This is a genomic window from Streptomyces sp. NPDC126497 (assembly GCF_040302425.1).
Lineage (GTDB): Bacteria > Actinomycetota > Actinomycetes > Streptomycetales > Streptomycetaceae > Streptomyces.
In genome coordinates this window covers 1-4,494 of the sequence record NZ_JBEORT010000192.1, presented here as the reverse complement: position 1 = coordinate 4,494, position 4,494 = coordinate 1, and the positions used below count along the sequence as shown (strand labels likewise).

Here is a 4,494-nt window from a genome sequence, read left to right as displayed (position 1 = left end):
CGGCGGCCGACCTCCTCGACGACCTCCACGCCGCCGCCGCGGACCGCCCCCGCGACACCTTCGGCCGCCGTGACCAGGCCGAGACGGCGCAGCCGGGTGCCGTCGCCCGACCGGTTCCCGGCGAGGGCGAGGACGCGGCGGCCTCCCGGCACCGCCTGGTGGACGCGGCGGCGCAGCAGGTGCAGCGGGGCCTCGTCCCCGGCGGGGACGGTCTGCGCGGGTGGCGCGACCGCGCCGGTGGGCAGGTCCGCGTGCCGGAGGCGGTCCAGGCCCAGGTCCACCCGGGCGCCGGGATCGGTGGGGTGCTCGGTGGCGAGCAGCAGGGCACGGGGATGCGGCCCGGGTACCAGACGCGCGACGATCCGCAGCCGGCTTCCCGTGGCGGCGGAGAGCAGGCGGAGGTTGTCGCGGCAAGGGAGCGCGGGGTCGTCGTGGGCGGTGGCCAGCCGCAGGGGCAGGCCCCCGCAGTCGGCCAGCAGGCAGTCGCCCGTCGCCTCCCGCACCGTGCCCGCGAGGGTCACCTTCAGGAACAACAGGTCCTGCCCGTCGTTCAGCGCCCGGGCCACCTGCTCGGCGGCGGGTACCGCCCACAGCCGGTCCAGCGGCTCGGCGCGCCAGGCGGCGCCGGACGCACGGACCGCCCGCACCCCCGCCCCCGCGCCGAGGCGGCCCGTCGGGGAGACGGTGGCCCCGGACACGGCGAGCCCCGCGCGCGACAGTTCCCGGTGGGTCAGGGCGGTGTCGCCGATCCGCACGGTCCGGTCGGCGGCGCCGGCCGCCCGGGCGGGCCCGCCCGGCGCCACGTCCGAGACCGTGTACAGACGCCCGCCGGCGTCGGCGGTCCAGGTGACCGCGCCCGCGTGTCCGGTCGTGGTGAGGACGGGCTCGGAGAAGAGCCCGTACAGCCGCAGGGAGCCGTCCGGCCGGTACGGCTGCCGGGCGGTGCCGCGCAGTCCGGTCAGGTCGGGTCCGGTGGCGTGCGGGAGGCGGTGGGCGACGCCCAGGACGCCGGCCAGCGCGCCGGCGAGGTCGGGGAGGCGGTGGCCGGGGTCGGCGGAGCGGGCCGCGCGCACCCCGGTCACCACGGAGACCGCCGCCGCGGAGGCCCGTGGGAGGCCGGCGAGGCGGGCGGTGTGCGCGGCCTGCAGGAGCTCCGCCTGGAGCACGGCGCCGGCGCCGTCCGTGCCGGCCTCCAGGACGGCCGCGGCCGCGTCGAACACCGCTCGGGCCGCGGCGCGTTGCTCCGCGGTGGCGGCCTCGGGCCCCGTCGGTGCCGTCCCCGTCTCCCCCACCGCCCCCGTGACCTCGGCGGGGGCCGGAGCCTCCTCGGCGACCGGTGCGGCCGAGGCCGCCGCCGCGCGGTGCAGGCAGTCGGGGGCCAGCAGGCATCCGCAGTGGATCGCGTCCGCGCCGGTCACCGTCCCGCCGGGTGCCCGCAGGACGACGTCGGTCTCGTCGTCGACGGCGATCCGCACGGTGTCGCCCTCCCGGACGGCCGGACGCGCCAGGAGCTTGGTCACGCCCGCGTCCAGCCGTTTGCGGAGCCGGGGCGGGAGCGCCGCGACGAGTTCGGCGGTGACGGACGGGACGACCGGAGGCAGGTCCGGACTCATGCGATCTTCTCCCCTACCCAGCGGGCGAGTTCGAGCGGGCTGAGGGCGGCGACGGGCATGCCCGCGGCGACGAGTCGGCCGGCGACCCCCGTGGAGTAGCGGGGCCTGCCCGTGTCGTCGAGGCTCGCGCAGCCCAGGACGTGGCAGCCGGCGCCGACCAGTGCGCGGACCTCGGCGAGCAGACCTCCCAGCGGGTAGCCCTCCTCGAAGTCGCTGACGACCACGACGAGGGTGCGCGACGGTACGGTGACGAGCTCGCGCGCGTGCCGCAGCCCGGCGGCGATGTGGGTGCCGCCGCCCACGCTGACCTCCAGCAGCAGCGACAGCGGGTCGTCCACGTGGCCGGTGAGGTCGACGACCTCCGTGGAGAACGCCAGGAAGTGGGTGGAGAGGGTCGGCACCCCCGCCAGGACGGAGGCGGTCAGCGCGGCCCACACCGTGGACGCCTCCATGGACCCCGACACGTCCGTGACCAGGATCAGCCGCCAGTCGGCGGCCCGGCGCGCCCGGGTACGGAAGACCGGGTGCTCGGGGATCACCCGCACCGTGCCGTCCGGGGCGCGGCGCGCGGTCGCCAGGTTGGCCCGCAGGGTGCGGGGCAGGTCCAGTCCGCCGCCGGGCCGTCTGCTGGGCCGGGGCAGGACGGCGCCGTGCAGGGCGGGGCGCAGGCGGGTGGCGAGCTGCCGGGTCAGCGCGTCGACCAGCCGCCGTACCAGCGGGCGCAGGGCGGCCAGCCGGGCCTCGGGCAGTCCGCCCGCGTGCCGCAGGACGGTGCGCAGCAGGTCCACCGAGGGCCGCACGCTGTCGGCGTCCAGCTCGGCGAGGACGTCCCTGCGGCCCGACGCGGCGGCGGCCGCCAGCACTTCCTCCCGGACGCCCGGCCCGAACAGCGCGGCCAGTTCCTCGGACCACTCCCGCACTCCGGGGTACGGCGCCTGCCGTCCCCCGCCGGTTCCCGGGCCCGTGAGGTCCCCCCGGCTGCCCTCACCGCGTCCGCTGCCGTACAGCTCGTCCAGCGCGGTGGCGAGCGGTGCGGCGGACGGCGCAAGCCGGTCGGCGCGGCGGCCGAGGAGGAGGCGCCAGCGGTCGGCGGGGGCGAGGACGTGCTCCCCGGCGGCCGTCGGCGCACCGCTCTCCGGGCGCTTTGGCGCGTCCTCCGCCAAACCGCCGCCCGGTGGCGGCAGCAGGTCCAGCGCCCGCAGGGTCGCGCGGGCCGCGAGGTCCGCCTCGGTCCAGAGGGCGAGCGTGGCCGGGGCGACGTCGTCCGTGTCGGCGATGTGCGCGGTGCCGAGGCGTTCCTCGACGGTCGCGAGGAGGCGGTCGCGGGCCGCGGGGCTCAGGGTGTCGAAGCCGCCGCGCAGCGCGGGGAGCCGGTCGAGGAACGCCCGGTCGGGCAGCTCGGTCACCCGGGTGAGCAGGGGCTCCAGCGCGGGCGCCGCCGCCTCCAGCAGCGGGCCGGCGGCGGTCAGCAGCCCACCGAGCCGGGCGGTGAGGGCGGCGCGGGAGTCGGGGTCGGTGGCCCCGTCGACCCAGGAGGCCACTCGGTCGCCGAAGATCCGCGCTTCCTCGTGTCCGAGCAGGACGCGTACGGCCCCGGCGGCGCCGCGCATCAACGGGGAGCCGCCGGCGGACAGGCGGTCCAGGGCGTCGGCGAGCCGGATGCCGCCCAGCGGGTCGGCCCGGTGGGAGAGTTCGAGCAGGGCGCGGGCGTCGGCGGGGTCCTCGGACCCGGTCAGTCCGTCGACCTGCCGCACCGCGGCAGCCGTGAGCAGCTCCGCGGTGGAGGCCGCCCGGGCCTCGCGGTCCGGCCCGGCGGGGAGCCCCGGGACGTGACCGGCCCGCACCCGGTCGAGCAGGGCCAGCCCGGCGAGGAGTTCGGGCAGGGTGCCGGCCTGGGGCAGGACGTCGGCGACGTCGCCGAGCCGTTCGTCCGCGAGCCCGGTCAGGCCGCACTCCGCCGCCCGTTCCAGCCCTTCGAGGGCCTGTGCGGCGGTCGGCCCGCCCTCGTCGCGCTCCCGGCGGCGCCGTTCGCGCAGGACTCCTTCGGCGGCCTGCCCAGGGGTGACTCCGCGCACCCCGGACGTGGTCAGCACGGCCGCCGTGGCGGGGGTCCAGCGCACCTCCCAGCGGGAGGTGAGGGCCTCGGCGCCGCCCGCGCCGACGACCTCCTTGGCCTCCCCGTAGGGCACGCCGCACACCGTCAGCCGGCGCAGCAGCAGTTCACGGCGCCGGTCGAGGTCGGACCGCAGCGGGTCCAGACGCAGGTCCCGCGCGGGGCCGGGGCCGCCCTCCCCGGGGCCGGGCAGGCCGAGCCGGGCCAGCTCGGCCTCGACCGCGGGGACGAGTCCGCTGCGCGGTGCACCCGGGGCGGGACGCCCGGTGCGGGTGCCGACGAGCACGCGCTCCATCGCCCGCGCCACAGCCCTCCCGCGTCCGTACGGCTCGCCCTGCGCGAGGACCGTCTGGACGGCTTCGACCAGTTCGCCGCGGCCCGCCGCGGGCAGGCCGCGGAGCCGGGCGAGGTCGGAGGCGAGCCGGCTGATCTCCTGGGCGTCGGCCGGTCCCGAGGGGTGGCCGAGGCTCCTCAGTTCGGCGCAGACGCGTACGGCCGCCCCGGTCAGCGCCTCCTCCAGCGCGGCCGGGTCGCCCGCCGCGCGCAGGACCATGTCCTGCCACTCCGGGTCCCGGATGCCCGCCGGGTAGCCGGACCGCTCGTCGAGGAGGGCGTAGGTGTACGGGATCAACGAGGTGTTCCACACGGGCCGCCGCGCGTCGTCCGTGGCGGTCGTGTCGTCCTCCTCCGCGTCCCGCCGCAGCAGCGCCGGGGCGTGGAAGGCGCCGACCACCACGGCGGCCCGCTCGCCGCCCGCGGTGGCCTCGG

2 protein-coding genes are annotated in these 4,494 nt (G+C 79.0%); both read right to left on the bottom strand.

Annotated elements, in window-relative coordinates:
- A partial coding sequence (locus tag ABTY20_RS34860) for a hypothetical protein (protein WP_352001153.1) occupies positions 1–1,613 on the bottom strand: 1,613 nt, incomplete at its 3' end.
- Positions 1,610–4,494, bottom strand: a 2,885-nt coding sequence (locus tag ABTY20_RS34855) for a DUF5682 family protein (RefSeq protein WP_352001152.1), incomplete at its 5' end; no start/stop codon positions are given. The genes ABTY20_RS34860 and ABTY20_RS34855, both read right to left, overlap by 4 nt.